Below are 14,911 nucleotides of genomic sequence, written 5' to 3'. Positions count from 1 at the left end.
TCGCTCGAAACTGCTCCTGCGGTGTGTTTCAATTCACGCACCCCTAAAGGGTGCGACTTATCATCATCGAAAGTCAAGGTAACGAAATAAGTTTCAATTCACGCACCCCTAAAGGGTGCGACGGTCGTCGACCTCCTAGAGGAGATGACGCCCGGGTTTCAATTCACGCACCCCTAAAGGGTGCGACGGCGGAGGCTATAGGCTCGAAAAATAGAGGCGCTATAGCTCCATTTTTGCGAGAGCAAATGTACTACAAAAAGGAGAGTACCCGAATAATGCTCGGTAATATATTATAATCCTGAGGATCAAGAGTTGCGAATAATAGAGGATTTTGCTGATAGCATGAGGTTCGCAGTTGCTATATCAACAACTCTCCTTCAAGGTCGAAGGAGGTTTCTTTGCCAATCATTTTAATGTTACGTTTATAGTTTGATCCGAGTTGATAGATGCGCAAACTATCGGAGGTGTGATCTATATTGGAGGAGAGTTCTTGCTCTAACGAGACCATTTGAGCCGGAGTTACAAGGCATTCAAAAACCGAGTTTTGCACTCGTTGTCCATAATTCTTACAAATACGAGCAACTTTTCTAAGGCGTTTAGCTCCTTGAGGATCGGATGTTTGTACATCATAGGTTACTAGTACATACATATAGAGTAAGGCTATTGGATAAGGAATACGGGATAATCTTCTAACTCGCCACGAACAGCCCGTGCTAATAGCATTGCCTGTGTATAAGGGAGCAATCCTAGAGGGATGCGCTCGTTGAGATAGGGGTGGGTTATTTCTTCTTTTTTGCGCTTTTGCCAAAGTCCTATAAGATCTTTACGAGTCTCATCTTTTAGTCTGATCTCTTCTTCTCCATATTCTATAAAGTCAGACGGGCGAACCTGTCTTTTATTAACTATGGATAAGACAAATCGATCTACCATATAAGCTCTCAACTCTTCCATTACATCTAATGCAAGGCTTGGACGTCCCGGTCGATCTGTGTGCAAGAATCCCACATAGGGGTCTAGTCCGACAGAGTTGAGAGCAGAGCGAACATCGTGTGAGAGCATAGTGTAGAATAGAGATAGGAGCGTGTTTGTAGCGTCTTTGGGAGGGCGCTTGCTTCGTCCATTAAAAGAGAATTCTTTATTGAGAATCAAATGCTGAAATACACCAAAGTAAAGTTGGGCAGCGGTTCCCTCTACACCCATAACTTGAGCTCTTGAGCTACGTCGAGAGAGTGTTTGGATTAGAATCTTGAGTTGAGTTATAACCTCTTGTAGCCGAATAGAAACACTATCTTCGGGGCGGTGATCTCGTAGAAATCGAGCCAAAACAGATCTCTGATTGGCAATCTTTCCGGCAATGAATGCTGCAGCATAATGGGAAGACATTACTTCATCATCGGCATATCTGAACTGAGTGCGCCGGAGCAATACATTGCCACGTACCTCTCCCTCCAGACTCCCAATATACTGTCCTCGGGGAGTGTGAAAAGAAAGTGTAACACCACAACGAGTGCACAAATTCATCAACCCGGGAGAGGCTCCGAGGTACGAGAAACTGATAATAGACTCTAAGTTGATGATTGGGATGCGAAAGCTCTCTTGGTCATCAATGCGTACCACCACATTTTCTCCATCCTTTTGTAAATATGCGTTGGGGCTTAATACATAGAGAGTATTCAGAAGTTTGCGCATAAGGTTGTTTTTAGAAGATTCTGTGTTTCTTGAAATAATCGGAGACGGAGGGACATTGTGTTACCTGTGGGAGACACAAGTCTTGGAGAGAACAGTTGCGACATGCCGTGATTGGAAGTGGGGCAATTGCCATCCCTTGAGAAAAGGATTCGTGCATTTGCCTTGCGATCTCAGCTGTTTCTGCTCGGAGGTCTGAGGTCAATTCTATTTCGGATCGATGTCTCGTTTCTCCATAAAAGAGATAGCCGAAAGTGATGCTTACTCCATACATCTCCTCTAGGCAGATTGCTTCTGCGCAAAGTTGTAATTGATCTGCCCTTGTGTATCGCTTGGGAGCGCCCCTTTTGTACTCTATGGGGGTAGGTTGCCAATACCCAGGGTAGCGAGGATGAGTAAATCCTTCTTCTGAAGAGGCCGGTCTGAGTTCTACAGCATCAGCCACTCCATACAGCCCAAGGGTGGTAGAGGCGATGGGCATCGCTCGAAGCGTAATAGTTGCCCCCCGACGTTCGCTCTCATTGGGATCATTGACACGCTGGTGCATTTGTTGCCCCAGGGCTGTAAGGCGATTTTCTGCCCATGCCTGATCAACATGGATAAGCCACCACTGCCGGGGACAGAAAGCGAAATGCTGAATGCCCGAAAGCATCAGCATCTCGTCTTCTGTGTAGCGTGTTGTGGACATGCCGTCGAATTAGAACCTTTCTATAAGCTCAACGCCTTGAGGTAATTTGTCACGTTCTATCACGACTTCAAAATCTGAGAAACTGCGAGCCGGGGTAGAGCAATCTCGTTGCTTTACTTGTACACACTCCAATAGCTTGTGAGAAGGAGCATTGCCTAGGGCTGAGTCATGCTTAAAGATGATCAAACGTCTGGCAGCCATAAGTCCATGAGATGCTGATCGGTCGAAGTCAAACATTTTTTCTAGAGCTTGCCAAAGAAGTTCGAGATCCTCTTCACTAAATCCTGTTTCATTGGCCAAATGAGCCGAGATGAAGCCGTGGGCGCGATAGAGTGCATAGGGGACTGTTGATTTTCTTCCCATTGTCCTATTGTCTCCCTTTTGTTTTTTTGCTTCCTCCTCTGTTGCTACTGCCATACGAGTAATGGTATGTTCGCTTGCAACAATGGGGCTAATCGAACGGGCAAAAGTGAACTGAACGGCTCCTCGTACTTGTCCGGCATTCTTTTCCTTATCACCTGTAGACATTACGGCACCAAAGGTGCGTACGTCGTAATAGTTTGCACACATACGTGCCCGAGCTGCCTCTTTGGTGTTTTTGCCAGTGGCTTCGAACTCTTCTCCTATGATGTTGTTTAAGACGGCTCCTTCTCTGATGAAGATTTTATTTGTACCATCGTTTGATGGATTAGTGCTTGTAGCAATCTCTACATAGTTGCGTACCTTTCGTTTGAGACATACATCTGTTACAAGTCCATGCCCGGTCTCGGGGTCTATTCGAGGCATGTTCCCTGCATCGGGGTCTCCATTGGGGTTGCCATCACATACATCAAAAAGGTAAACGAAGTCGTATCTGTTGTTTACTGCTGTCTTTTCCATATCTATTGTTATTTCGATTGTTGTTGATTTGAGATTACTCTTCTAAATGGTCTTCTGTTTCTTCTTTTTTGCGCCAAGCCTCTACTCGTTGATGATAATAACCCACTGCAAAGATGCTTTGATCGTCTAGAGAGAAATGTGTTGGCATTTCGGGTGCTCCCCCGGGGATTAGATTATAAATCTCTTCCAGTTGTTTCTCTTTGAGAATAGCCAATCCGGGCTTTTCTTTTCTTAGTTTCGATAGATGTACTTTAGACAGAGCATCAAGGCGACCAAATATGGTGCGGGGAGTAGTAGAGGCGGTGCCATAGTAAGCATCTCGAATAGTTCTGTTCAGATTCCCTCCGAGAGCACATTGCTGGATGCTTTCGAATAGGGCAAATAATCTGCCGGCTAAGTAAGCCTTGTTTGTTTGATTAGGGTCAAGTGACATAGTAATGTATTCTTGTTGTTTCTTTCTATTTATATATGCTTTTAGGATTGCAGCTCGTAGCTCTGTGATGCGATTGCCTCTTCTTATTCGCTCTAAGCAGGCTTGTTGTAGGCTTTGTGGGTAGGGCTTATTCTCCACAATGCTTTCGACGATACTTTGGATAAGATTAGAAGACCATTTGTCTGATTTATCCGAAGAAGAGACTGTCTTCACAATTTGATAGATAGAGCGCAGGGGTGGAGTCTCTGCATCTACATTGCCCTTTTCTGATATGATATTCATATCATACTGATGTCGTAAGGTGTTCCCGACAATCTCGGGGATGCTGCCTTCTGCCCATAGTTTGATAGATATACGTGCGGCATTGGGAGCTAATCCTAGTATATAGAAGCGACCATTGTCTTCATGTACTTTTCCACCGTTGTATCCACAAGCCGCCTTGAGAGTCTGTAATACTCTATAGCTCTCTCTGTCTGGGACAATGGTGGAGGGGATGTTTTTCTTTTTTCTGCGGCTTTTTTTCGATTTTTCTTCCTCCGGATTTTCTAAATCTAGGTTCTCTTCTTCCTCTTCAGACGAGCTGGATATGCCGTTGAATGTGGCCGTACGATAGCTCGAGAGGAGGTTTTCGTCCGCCAAATTGCTCCAGAATACAAAGGCTGTGTCTCCTACTCTATAATTTGTGTTCTTGTCCTTTGCAAGTAGATTGTTGAGGGCGGTTGCAATGGATTCTGCAGCGTGACCAGAGATGGGGGCATTAAAGCCTTGCTCCTTGCCGTAGGAGTCAAATCCTGAAGATTTCTGGAAGCTGATAAGAGAGGCTGTTGCTTGTGCTCCGGCCAATTTGACCGAGGGGTGAAGGCGAGCTATCGTAGATTTTTCTCCCGTTACAAGGCATACACTAGTATTACTATTGTCTGTGTCTTTAGACTCAGCAGCTCTATTCATATAAGACTGTACATCTTGAATAGAGGCTACGAGTCGGTCATCTTCTAAGTCTCGGACTCGAAAACTTATATTGGCTCCCGTCGTTTTTTGAATGTCCTTTATGATAGTTTCATCTTCGATTAGGCGAAGGGCATGACCATCATGGTAAAACCGAGCTACGGCAGCGATGTGAGGGTTCTCCGGATATAGCTCCCTTAGTTCATCAACTTTTTTGATAAAGGATTCATTTTGCATTGGAGCGACCTGTTCTTCCTTCTCAGTGCCATCTTTGGATACTCCGAGCACATAGCCGAGATGATCCCACATGACTTGGGCTACTTGGAAGGCATTTTTGCCAGATCGGGTTGCTGATCGAGATACGAGAAAGGTCTTTCCCTTCTTATTTTCAGAGTCCATGGTTTCTGTGACCTGTATAACCTCACCCTCAGGAGTCAGTTCTATGATAAAGGGAATTGCCTTCTTCTCCATCCCGGGAGGGGCAATATCGGCACCCACAGCATGCATCTGCTGGTAGTATTGATATAGAGCTTGTAGTATCATCGTAGTATTTTGTCGCTTAAAGGTTTGGGAATAGAAATAACGCCATGCTCCATTATTGCTTCGAAAAACATCGGTTGGGGAGATCGAGGGTTGCCTGCAAAGTCGAGGTCGTATAGCATATATCCTAAGTTGCGACTCTCGGGGATGCCTTGCCCGTAGGGGGCATTGGGGATCCACTCAAAGGAGCAGGAGAATTCTCTACATCCTAGGTAGGGTTGTGTAAAGCACTGTCCCTGCTCGGCTCTTCGCTCAAAGATTTGCTGGTACTTCATCGGATTTTCATGCTCTGGATCGGTAACCTTTGCTTTCTGCTCCTCGGTTCGATCCCGAATGGGGATGAAGACCAGTTTAGCAAAGACGCGGTAAGCCACATCCCGTAGGATGTAAGCAGTCTTTTGCGTTCGATGCTCTTCGATCAGAAGGTGAGAAGCCCTGGGACTCATGGCACTTGCCACTTCGTTACGTCGGATGGAAAAACGCTTGATTGGGTTGAGTACTTCGATACGAGTTATCTCCCATCGTATGGCCGGCTTCCAGAAGATAGCTTGGAAGATATTGCGTGCCGCCGATGGCGTAATAACGTCGTAGCTTACACGTTCTACCTTCATCTCGGGGCGTGTGAAGCAGGCAAAGTCGCCCCGTAATTCTAAACAATATTCTTTATCTGTGTATTCCATATACTTGGTTTATATGGGTTTATATTATAACGATTTCGTCTGTCCAAATATCTTCGCACTTGAGCCCTCTTGCTTCGTCATAGCAAGGATACCCATAAGTTAGCACCCAAATAGGAAGCTGTCCTAACCGAACTTCTTTTAGCACGCCCTGACTATGTAATGTTTCAAAATCCTTTTTTCGAACTCCTACTCGGAGCTTTTGTAGGATGCGAAACTCTTTTCGATTGAGCAGGACCCTCTGGGATAGCTTAGAGATCAGCTCTTCTCCCTCTTGTCCGTATGGCACGTATATGTCTGTAATGTCCTCGTTTTCGATGAGACGGAACTTCTTACTTGCTGTCTCAAAGTCCCATTCTAGATCGCGATTGGCCTGGTAGCTCCATAGGTAATCCTCAATATGTCTTTTGTCGAAGCTATTGACTTGATTGCCGTAGTACTCTAAATAGTATTGGCGAATGAGCTCGGGGTCGTTTGGGTTGAGAACATCGTCTTTGATCTTCTTATAGATAAAGGTAGAGGCTTGTTGCCCTTGCTTGGCTTCTCCCCAGGGCTTACTCCCGTCCTCAAGGTCGAAAACATATACATCTCCTGAGCTTAGTCGTCCCTCTCGATTGCACCGACCTCCTGCTTGGATAATGCTGTCTAGTCCGCTATGAGCCCGGTAAACAACGGGGAAGTCTATATCAACACCGGCTTCGATAAGCTGTGTGCTGATAACGACTATAGGGAGCCCCGCCGATAGGCGTTCCCTTATGTAAGCGATTTGTTTACGGATATGTAACGAGCACATCATGCGAGAGAGGTGGACAATCTCCTCTTTATTGCGTCCTAGTGCAACTACTTCGTCATATAGTTTCCCCGCATCAGCTCGTGTATTGGTGATACATAGTACAGTACGTTGTTGGTGCAACTCTTTGGCTAGGGTGGCTATCTCTTTTCTCTCTTTAAATGTATGGTACCGCACTCGTTCGAAAGCCGAGAATAGCTCTTTGTTGTAGGGTACAACATCTTCTATCTCAATTTGTATGGAATAGAAGTTGCTCGATTCTCTCCCTGCCACCTCGAATGATTGCGTAAACACCGGCTGCGTTGCGGTACAGAGAAGTATATTGGCATTGAAACAGAGCGAGAGGCTTTCGATAGCTCGAAGCATCGGATTGAGGAGTGCGGATGGAAACATCTGTACTTCATCGAAGACGATCACCGAATTGCAGATGTTATGCAGTTTGCGGCAACGACTTGTTCGGCTAGCATAGAGGGATTCGAACATTTGTACATTGGTGGTAATGATGATCGGGGCATCCCAATTTTCTGTGAGTAGTTTCCATCTATCATACTCTTCGTTGTCTCCCATATCCAACTCGCTGTGGTGCTCTAATACATACTCTTCTCCAAAAATTTGTTTGAATATTTCGGCTGTTTGGGTGATGATAGAGGTATAGGGAATGACATAGATAATCCGTGATGAATCATTGCGTATTGCCGATTCAAGAGCCCATGCCATGGAAGATAAAGTCTTCCCTCCTCCGGTGGGGAGGAATAGAGAATAGATGCTAGGATCGTGAGAACTCCCATGGATTCTGCATTTTTGTAGGAACTCTGCTCGTGTATGGTTGAGCGGAGAGTCTTTGGCAAAGCTATCAGTCTTTTCTTTAAGTCTATCTCTTAATGTGCTCCATGAGACATCTATTTTTTTAGATTCATTCCTTAGTAGGGCTTTTTCTTTGTTCATGAAGGCCTCGGTATCAAGGTGGTCTGCATCTATCAGAGCCGAGAAGAGCATTCGTACGAAAAAAGGTCTGTCTTCCTCTTCGATCTCCATGATATTGGGGAGTGTCCCTAGCTGAGCAATCCTTTTCTCCAAGTCAGTGGCTGCTTGGGGTGCGTTTCGTAGCATGTCTTGGTAATAGGCCTTATTGTCTGCAGTCTTGAGCGCATTCTCTAATTCGGCACTATCGTATAGTCCCCGATGGTGTCCTCCAATACAATAAGCGAGAATTTGGGCAAGGGTCTTGTTCCTATCTTCGAATAGCGAGTGTGCATGGATGGCTCCGGCCATACTGTGTGGGGCTCGGGCAGGTCCCTGATCCGCTAGCCCTGAGGAGTGTCGTATATACCTTTGGAAGCTCTTTTGGTATTTCCCATGGTCGTGGAGTAGCCCTAGAAGAGTGCCTACATTGCCCCAGTCTTTATCTATTTGGGTACAAAATTCACTACATCTTCGAGCTACCTCTTCAGCATGATTCCCTAGGGGTTGTATCTTCCCCTCCATGTCCACATGCGCGATAAAGCCAAGTGAGTCCACCATGTTGTACTTAATAATCTAAAAATTCGCCCTAAATAGGATATACAAATGTAGTCAAAAAAATCCCTTTTTCAGCTTGTAAAATAAAAAAGAATAGGGTGGTTTTGCGGGGATATATAGGCTGATTTTGAAAAGAAAATCAAGCAGGGAAATGTTGCACTGTGCCCTGCAAAATGTGCGACTTTTGCCCCGTAGGCTCAGAAAAGGAAAGTTCCCGCGTAAAAATTCTATCTTTGTGTCCCATGGAGACCCTATCGGTACATATATTGGGATGTGGTTCGGCTCTCCCGACTACAAAGCACAACCCTTCTGCTCAGGCACTTACCCTTAGAGGTAAGGTCTACTTGGTCGACTGCGGCGAAGGTACTCAGCTCCAGATTCGCCGGCAAGGTCTCCACTTCGGCCGTATTCACACGATTTTTATTTCTCATCTCCACGGCGACCATTGTTTTGGCTTGCCCGGATTGCTCTCTACCCTCTCTATGCTTGGGAGGACGGGCGAGCTGCACATCCACGGACCGGAGGGCCTTACGGAGTATGTTGATGCGCACCGCAAGAGTTTCCTCGCCGAGTGCAGTTACGAGATTATTACGCACGAGCACGACTATCGCAAGAGTGAGGTGATACACGAAGATCCCTCGCTGTGTGTTCGTTCTCTCCCTCTGAGTCATCGCATCCCCACTATGGGTTTCCTCTTTGAGGAGCGGTGTGCTACTCGTCATTTGGATAAGCCTGCTGTGGATTTTTACCAAGTTCCTCGCTCTTGCTACCCTGCTATTTTACTCGGGGAGTCTTATACGGCACAAGATGGTAGCATCATTCCCAACAACAGACTAACCAAACCGGGGCGCATCCCTCGCCGCTATGCCTATTGTAGCGATACGGAGTATTTCCCCAATTTGATAGAACAAGTGCGTGGGGTTGATCTCCTCTACCATGAGGCTACTTTTGGCGAGGATTTGCGTGCGCGCCTTGCTGCCACGGCGCACAGTACGGCGCAACAGGCAGCCACCATAGCCCTTAAAGCGGAAGTGAAACAACTTCTGATTGGGCATTATTCTTCTAGATACACCGATGTAACTCCCCTCTTGGACGAAGCACGTCGTGTTTTCCCAAATACAACAGCCGCCCAAGAGGGGTTGATTATTCATTTATAATAAGAAATGTATGATTAACCTACAAAATGCTGTATGTCGCTGGGTGCGGAGAGGCTATATCCTCTTTGTGCTTGTTGCGCTTACTTCTATTTGCTCCTCATGTGGGGCAAAGGCGAGAGCTTCGCGCTCTTCGTTCTCTTTGGATGACGCAGTCGCTGTCTACGATGCTAACGGCAAGTTGCTCGCTCACCCCGACTGCCCTGCCTATGCAGTACATGAGGTCGCTCCTACGGGTGATCTTGTACAAGACCTTATTACGCTAGGTCGTAAGTTCTTGGGGAAACCCTATCGCTATCGTGGCTCTTTGCCTTGGGCGCTGGACTGCTCGGGTTATGTGCGCTATCTCTATTCTTGTTTCGGCATCAATCTGAGGGGCTCTTCTGCAGACCTTGCCAAGGTTACCAGAACGGTACAGAACCCCCGTCCGGGCGATCTTCTCTTCTTTAAGGGGCACAATAGGCGGAGTGATCGTATTGGGCATGTTGCTCTCGTGGTTAAGGTGCAAGGCTCTCACATTACGATGATGCATAGCACCAATTCTCGAGGCATTGTGCAAGAAGACTTAGAGTCGAGTGCTTATTTCTCGTCTCGCTACCTCTGTGCCGGACGTATCCCCTATCTAGAGCGTACCTATTCGGCAGCCTACAGAGAAGAAGAGGAAAAGGCACAAGAGCGTCTCCTTCCCGTCCCTGCTCAAGCGATTGCTTGGCAAGCCCCTAATCTCTTTAGCACCTCTGTCTTTGGTTGCGTAGAAGAGTAAAGTCCAAATCCTCAGGAAAAAGACCTTCTTATAAAGAGAGTCCTCCGATGCTACACTGGCTAGCTCGGAGGATTCTTTTTTGTTGTCATTTTACGTTTGTGCCCTTGATGGAATGGAAAAGGTTGGCTTCGAGCTAAAGGGGGAGTGCGGCAAAGGGTTGTATTTGTGGCCGGATTAAGTCGCGTAGATTCGGATTTTTGTTGTACTTTCGCAAGACGAGGTGGTAACGAAAGTTGGCCTACCTGTGAACAATAATTAAGAAAGAAAAACACGTACATATGTGCGGAATTGTAGGATATACGGGGAGTAGAGAAGCATTCCCTATCCTGATAAAAGGATTAAAGCGCCTAGAGTATAGAGGGTACGACAGTGCCGGGGTTGCGTTGCAGCACGCCTCGGGAGATATTGTTGTATGCAAAACAAAGGGAAAAGTGATTAATCTGGAGAGTAGTGCTCAGGGTAAGGACTTGAGTGGATCTCTCGGGATTGCTCACACTCGCTGGGCTACGCATGGCGAGCCTTCGGAGCGAAATGCCCATCCTCACTATTCAGAGAGTGGTGAAATTGCCATCGTGCACAATGGTATTATAGAGAATTATAGAGAGCTTAAACGGGCTCTTGAGTCCGAGGGCTACACCTTCCAAAGTGACACGGATACGGAGGTGTTGGTGCAACTGATAGAGTATACTAAGAAGAAGTATAACCTCTCGCTCTTCCGTGCCGTACAGAAGGCTTTGGGTAGCGTGATCGGAGCCTATGCCATTGCCGTAATTGATAAAAACGAACCTCAGTGCCTTGTTGCTACTCGCAAAAGCAGCCCGTTGGCAATAGGGGTTGGAAATGATAATCAGGAGTTCTTTTTGGCATCGGACCCCTCTCCCATGATTGAGTACACACGCAATGTCATATTTGTAGAGGATGGCGATGTTGTGGAGCTTGTCCCCGGTAAGGCCCCCTATATGGAAACGCTTTCGAACCAAGTGATAGAGCCTAAGATTAGCAATGTCACGATGGATCTCGGGATGATTGAGAAGGAGGGATATCCCCACTTTATGATCAAAGAGATACTCGATCAGCCTCGAGTGCTAGGCGATTGTATGAGGGGTCGGGTGAATACAGAGCTTAAAGAAGTGATCCTATCTGCCATGGTAGATCATCGTGAGCGTCTCCTCTCGGCTGAGCGTATTATTATCGTGGGGTGTGGAACCTCTTGGCATGCTGCCCTCATTGGTAAGCAACTTATCGAGAGCCTGGCACGCATCCCTGTAGAGGTGGAGTATTCTTCGGAATTCCGCTATCGCAATCCTATCATTCGTCCTTCGGATGTGGTTATCGCCATGTCTCAGTCGGGGGAGACTGCGGATACTCTTGCCGCCATTCAGCTGGCCAAAGAGAAGGGGGCTTTTATCTATGGTATCTGTAATTCGGTAGGGTCGTCTATTGCACGTGCTACAGACTCTGGTACGTACATCCACGTAGGTCCCGAGATTGGTGTTGCTTCTACCAAAGCTTTTACGGGGCAGGTCACTGTGCTTGCCCTCCTAGCTCTTTGTCTCGGACGCGAAAATGGATCTCTAGAGCCGGAGCGTTATACGAAAATCATTGACGATTTGCTCATCCTCCCCGAGAGAATAGAAAAGATTTTTGAGCAGAAGGAGCGTATTGAGCAGCTCTCTACGCGCTTCACGTATGCCCATAATTTTATCTATCTAGGGCGAGGAATTAATTATCCCGTGGCTTTAGAGGGAGCACTCAAACTCAAGGAAATCTCCTATATCCATGCCGAGGGGTATCCTGCCGCAGAGATGAAGCATGGCCCTATTGCCTTGATTGATGAAGAAATGCCCATAGTGGTAATTGCCACTCGTGATAAGATTTACGAGAAGGTGGTGAGCAATATTCAGGAGATAAAGGCACGAAAAGGGAGAATCATTGCTATCGTAAATGAGGGTGATGCTCAGGTGGCTAAGATGGTGGACTATGTGATAGAGATACCGGAGATTGCCCCCGAATTGGAGCCCCTCCTCACCGTGGTGCCCTTGCAACTTCTTTCCTATTATATTGCCGTGTGCAAGGGGAAGGATGTGGATCAACCTCGCAATTTGGCAAAGTCGGTAACAGTAGAATAATCAAGATATAGAATAGAAAATTTATGGACAATCAGAATCTGACCCCTCCTCCTTATCGTGAGGATGTGGTTTCTTCGGCGCCGGAAGTGGTCGTAGAGACTGCGGACGTTGCCAAACTTTTTACCAAGGTCTTTTATTGGATGGCTGGGGCTCTTGGGCTAACCGCTCTTACGGCATTCCTCGTTTATAGCTCCGAATCGTTGATGATGACCATCCTTATGAATCGCTGGCTCATGTGGGGGCTTTTTATCGCTGAGCTCGGTCTTGTTATGGGGCTTTCAGCTGCAATTCATAAGATCTCCTTCCCAACGGCAGTGCTGATGATGGCGATCTATTCGGTGCTTAATGGGATGACACTGAGTGTGATCTTTGTTGTCTATACGTACTCCTCCATTGCGATGTCTTTTGTCATATCGGCAGGAATGTTCGCCGTGATGGCTATTATAGGCACGGTAACCAAGCGAGATCTCTCCTCGTGGGGGAGTATCCTTATGATGGCGCTCATCGGTATCATCATTGCCTCGGTGGTCAATCTGTTTTTGCATTCATCGACAATGGAGTGGATTATTTCCCTTGTGGGGGTTGTCCTATTTGCCATTCTTACGGTGTACGATACACAGAAGATCCGTCGTCTACTTGTGGAGAATAATGGTCTTGTATCAGAAGAGGGAATGCATAAAATCGCCCTCTTGGGTTCTTTGGAGTTATACCTAGACTTCATCAATATATTCCTCTTTGTTCTTCGTCTGTTGGGCGGCAATAGACGATAACATAAACCATATCCTTATCGCCTTCTGCCTCTGTGGAGAGCCCAAGGCCGGAGGCGATAAGTTCCCTTTTCTTCTATACCTATCTTAGAATCAGCTTCGCATGTAAAATACAACCTATTTAAACCAATAGAAAAGCACGTATTATGTTAGGAAATTTGTTCTCTATGTTTCGTCCCAATGGGACCGGTCAGGGATTTTCCCCTTTTGGTATGATTGCAGTCCGCCTTCTACCTCTATCTTGATGTTATCAACCTCTTTATTACGTTGATTCAGCTCTTTTCGAGGAAAGAATAGCTCCGATTCTAAGTCTCTCCTTGGCAGCTCCCTTTCTTGAGGAGGTGGGGCTGTCAGGGGCCCGGCTCTCCTCTCTCCCTATAGGTTTAGGGGCTTGTCTCTTCTTTATCGCTTGTTTGGGTCTGTTGGAGGGGGCGGCTTTCCTTATTTGAGAAAGTCTAGTTTATGTAGTATCTTTGTGCTTCGGTTTTATTAAGTATCTCTCTAATATGCAAATAGATTATGCGTAAGTGCATTCTTGTCTTAGTCCTTGCCATCGGTCTAGCATGGGGGGCTATGGCACAACAACTGGAGACGATTTATGAGTCGCTCCATCGCCCTATGACCTATCAAGAGTGTGTAGAGCGAGGAGTGTTTTTTGATAGTAATGTGGGGCGACAAAAGGTGGACAGTGCTCAGCGGCGTGTCTCTTATGATGCGGCAAGGAGCCTCTATTTGCCCAAGGTACAGGTCTCAATTCGAGAGGAGTGGGAGTACGGAAGAAGTCAAGATAATACGGGAGCCTTCGGTCCTAGGTCAAGTGCAAATACCTCTTTTGACCTTGTGGCTTCCTACGAACTTTTTTCGGGATTGCGACGACCTCGTATGGTAAAGACGGCTCGTTTGGAGGAGCAGAATAGTGATGCCCTGCTGGCAACCCTCCGCGAGCGAGCTGAGTTGCGAGTGATGGGTTTCTTCTATAAATATCTGTTGGAGCAGAGCGTTGTTCAGGCAATTCAGCAGCATCTATCGGGTTTGGAGGCCTTGCAGGGACAGGCTGTCTCCCTTGTAAAGGAAGGGAAGTATCCCGCAAGTAAATTAGACGAATTGGCTACGCTGGTCGAGACGGAGCGAGGTTCTCTCTACGAGGCTGAGCGTTTGTGCGCCATGACGCGGGTCGATCTCTCTGTCTGTGTTGAGTATTATGGAGAGGCTCCGATACAAGTAGTGGCTCCGGATCTCACTCTCCTTGTTCAGAATGCGCGCGCAGATTTGCTGCCGCCGGAGGCTATTTATCGTTATGCTTTAGCCCACCGACCCGACCTCAAAGCCGCTGATTTCGGAGTCGCTGCTGCCGAAGAGAAAGTTCGTTCCGCTCGTTCAGGATATATCCCTACCCTCAGTGTCAATGCCGGATATGGCAATGGCTACTTTCGAGTGTTGCAGCAGACTAATAAGTCTTTTGGGGATCAGCTCCGAGAGAATGGCCGCTTCTATGTGGGCTTCTCGGTCTCTTTGCCAATCTTCGATGCCTTAAATACCGCTCAGGCTGTGCGTCGGGCGAAAATAGATCTGCATTCCGCACAACTTGATAAGATCGATGCCGATCTGGGGTTGTACAAAGAAATTTTCAAGGCGCATGCCAATGTTGTTGCTGCTGAACGCAAAATTTCATCAGCAATTCTGGCTGCACAGAGTGCTGAGCGGGTTTCGCAGTTTGCGAGAACGCAGTTTATCGAAGGAAAAACCTCGGCCTACGAATTGGAGCAGGCTGAGGAGCGATGGATTTTGGCACAGCGAGAAGCTCTGGCCGCACAATACGACTTCGTCTACAAGGCTGGAGTTTTGGCTCTATACGGGCGCTAATGGGGGTTTTTATCCTCGTTGCGCCAAGAAAGATTTGCTTCTAAGTTGTTGATAAGTAGCGGCATAACATTTCTTAACA

Annotated in this window: 12 protein-coding genes; 5 read left to right on the top strand and 7 right to left on the bottom strand. The window is 46.9% G+C overall.

Annotated elements, in window-relative coordinates:
• Window positions 1-358: 358 nt before the first annotated feature.
• The 7 genes from cas2 to cas3 are packed head-to-tail and all read right to left on the bottom strand — an operon-like array spanning window position 359 to window position 8,159.
• Complete coding sequence (cas2, locus tag Q0090_RS01385) at window positions 359-649, bottom strand: CRISPR-associated endonuclease Cas2 (RefSeq protein WP_297946745.1); 291 nt, start codon at window positions 647-649, stop codon at window positions 359-361.
• Window positions 650-660: 11 nt separating this feature from the next.
• Complete coding sequence (gene cas1c, locus Q0090_RS01380) at window positions 661-1,689, bottom strand: type I-C CRISPR-associated endonuclease Cas1c (RefSeq protein WP_297946743.1); 1,029 nt, start codon at window positions 1,687-1,689, stop codon at window positions 661-663.
• A 10-nt stretch (window positions 1,690-1,699) separates the two neighbouring features.
• Complete coding sequence (cas4, locus tag Q0090_RS01375) at window positions 1,700-2,374, bottom strand: CRISPR-associated protein Cas4 (protein ID WP_297946741.1); 675 nt, start codon at window positions 2,372-2,374, stop codon at window positions 1,700-1,702.
• A gap of 9 nt (window positions 2,375-2,383) precedes the next feature.
• Window positions 2,384-3,253: a type I-C CRISPR-associated protein Cas7/Csd2 gene (gene cas7c, locus Q0090_RS01370; RefSeq protein WP_297946739.1), complete on the bottom strand. Its 870-nt coding sequence runs from the start codon at window positions 3,251-3,253 to the stop codon at window positions 2,384-2,386.
• Window positions 3,254-3,287: 34 nt separating this feature from the next.
• Window positions 3,288-5,174 (bottom strand): type I-C CRISPR-associated protein Cas8c/Csd1, encoded by a 1,887-nt coding sequence (gene cas8c / locus Q0090_RS01365; protein ID WP_297946737.1) that lies wholly within the window; start codon window positions 5,172-5,174, stop codon window positions 3,288-3,290.
• Complete coding sequence (cas5c, locus tag Q0090_RS01360; protein WP_297946735.1) at window positions 5,171-5,851, bottom strand: type I-C CRISPR-associated protein Cas5c; 681 nt, start codon at window positions 5,849-5,851, stop codon at window positions 5,171-5,173. Before cas5c ends, cas8c begins: the two co-directional genes overlap by 4 nt.
• Before the next feature lie 19 nt (window positions 5,852-5,870).
• Entirely contained in the window at window positions 5,871-8,159 is a 2,289-nt protein-coding gene (gene cas3, locus Q0090_RS01355) for a CRISPR-associated helicase Cas3' (RefSeq protein WP_297946733.1), read from the bottom strand.
• A gap of 239 nt (window positions 8,160-8,398) precedes the next feature.
• Here cas3 and Q0090_RS01350 point away from each other — a divergent pair, with 239 nt between their 5' ends.
• The 5 genes from Q0090_RS01350 (at window position 8,399) to Q0090_RS01330 (ending at window position 14,832) form a co-directional block, all read left to right on the top strand.
• Window positions 8,399-9,313, top strand: a complete 915-nt coding sequence (locus Q0090_RS01350) for a ribonuclease Z (protein WP_297946731.1) — start codon at window positions 8,399-8,401, stop codon at window positions 9,311-9,313.
• A 10-nt stretch (window positions 9,314-9,323) separates the two neighbouring features.
• Entirely contained in the window at window positions 9,324-10,073 is a 750-nt protein-coding gene (locus Q0090_RS01345) for a C40 family peptidase (RefSeq protein WP_297946728.1), read from the top strand.
• 278 nt (window positions 10,074-10,351) lie between these two features.
• Window positions 10,352-12,202 (top strand): glutamine--fructose-6-phosphate transaminase (isomerizing), encoded by a 1,851-nt coding sequence (glmS, locus tag Q0090_RS01340; RefSeq protein ID WP_297946726.1) that lies wholly within the window; start codon window positions 10,352-10,354, stop codon window positions 12,200-12,202.
• A gap of 23 nt (window positions 12,203-12,225) precedes the next feature.
• The gene (locus tag Q0090_RS01335) at window positions 12,226-12,972 is read left to right on the top strand and encodes a Bax inhibitor-1/YccA family protein (RefSeq protein ID WP_297946725.1); all 747 of its coding nucleotides are present in this window, start codon (window positions 12,226-12,228) and stop codon (window positions 12,970-12,972) included.
• Window positions 12,973-13,488: 516 nt separating this feature from the next.
• Complete coding sequence (locus Q0090_RS01330) at window positions 13,489-14,832, top strand: TolC family protein (protein ID WP_297946723.1); 1,344 nt, start codon at window positions 13,489-13,491, stop codon at window positions 14,830-14,832.
• The last annotated feature ends 79 nt before the right edge of the window (window positions 14,833-14,911 follow it).

The organism is uncultured Porphyromonas sp. (assembly GCF_938023125.1).
Classification (GTDB): Bacteria; Bacteroidota; Bacteroidia; order Bacteroidales; family Porphyromonadaceae; genus Porphyromonas.
This window is presented reverse-complemented; position numbering and strand designations above follow the sequence as displayed.

Bases quoted from the DNA above. Each gene is read 5' to 3' on its own strand.
- cas1c (WP_297946743.1), bottom strand. From the start codon at position 1,689: ATGCGCAAACTTCTGAATACTCTCTATGTATTAAGCCCCAACGCATAT.
- cas2 (WP_297946745.1), bottom strand. From the start codon at position 649: ATGTATGTACTAGTAACCTATGATGTACAAACATCCGATCCTCAAGGA.
- cas7c (WP_297946739.1), bottom strand. From the start codon at position 3,253: ATGGAAAAGACAGCAGTAAACAACAGATACGACTTCGTTTACCTTTTT.
- Q0090_RS01345 (WP_297946728.1), top strand. From the start codon at position 9,324: ATGATTAACCTACAAAATGCTGTATGTCGCTGGGTGCGGAGAGGCTAT.
- cas4 (WP_297946741.1), bottom strand. From the start codon at position 2,374: ATGTCCACAACACGCTACACAGAAGACGAGATGCTGATGCTTTCGGGC.
- Q0090_RS01350 (WP_297946731.1), top strand. From the start codon at position 8,399: ATGGAGACCCTATCGGTACATATATTGGGATGTGGTTCGGCTCTCCCG.
- Q0090_RS01330 (WP_297946723.1), top strand. From the start codon at position 13,489: ATGCGTAAGTGCATTCTTGTCTTAGTCCTTGCCATCGGTCTAGCATGG.
- glmS (WP_297946726.1), top strand. From the start codon at position 10,352: ATGTGCGGAATTGTAGGATATACGGGGAGTAGAGAAGCATTCCCTATC.
- cas3 (WP_297946733.1), bottom strand. From the start codon at position 8,159: ATGGTGGACTCACTTGGCTTTATCGCGCATGTGGACATGGAGGGGAAG.
- cas8c (WP_297946737.1), bottom strand. From the start codon at position 5,174: ATGATACTACAAGCTCTATATCAATACTACCAGCAGATGCATGCTGTG.
- cas5c (WP_297946735.1), bottom strand. From the start codon at position 5,851: ATGGAATACACAGATAAAGAATATTGTTTAGAATTACGGGGCGACTTT.
- Q0090_RS01335 (WP_297946725.1), top strand. From the start codon at position 12,226: ATGGACAATCAGAATCTGACCCCTCCTCCTTATCGTGAGGATGTGGTT.